This is a genomic window from Actinoplanes sp. KI2 (assembly GCF_025630775.1).
Lineage (GTDB): Bacteria > Actinomycetota > Actinomycetes > Mycobacteriales > Micromonosporaceae > Actinoplanes.
The window spans coordinates 1-473 of the sequence record NZ_JAOSZE010000154.1; the positions used below are offsets into that span (position 1 = coordinate 1).

General features: G+C 71.0%; 1 protein-coding gene. It reads right to left on the reverse strand.

Going from position 1 to position 473, the window contains the following annotated elements:
- Positions 1–473, reverse strand: a 473-nt coding sequence (locus tag ODJ79_RS46735) for a Na+/H+ antiporter NhaA (protein ID WP_263030204.1), incomplete at both ends; no start/stop codon positions are given.

Sequence of the window (473 nt, forward strand, 5' to 3'; positions counted from 1 at the left end):
ACCGGATCGGACAGCGCCGACCCGAGCCCGTCCAGTCCGCCGATCGTCACACCCGCGGACAACAACGCGAAGACCGGCACCGCGACACCGGCCGAGATCGGCCGGAACCGGTGCTCGAAATGCTCCGCCAGCCCCGGAGCCGGGTCTTCACCGACGCGCGGGTGTGCCGACGTCAGGACCGGAACGGCGAACCCGAGCAGCACCCCGGCAACCGTGGCGTGCACACCGGACGCGTGCACCAACGCCCACGCGGCGAAGGCGAGCGGGAGCAGCAGCCACCAGGACCGGACCCGCCGCTGCACCAGCACCGTGAACACGCCCAACGGGATCAGCGCCGCCAGCAGCGGCAGCACGGACAGATGCGCCGTGTAGAACACCGCGATGATCACGATCGCGAGCAGATCGTCGACCACCGCCAGAGTCAGCAGAAACGTGCGCAGGGCGGCCGGCAGGCTCCGCCCAGCCACCGCCAA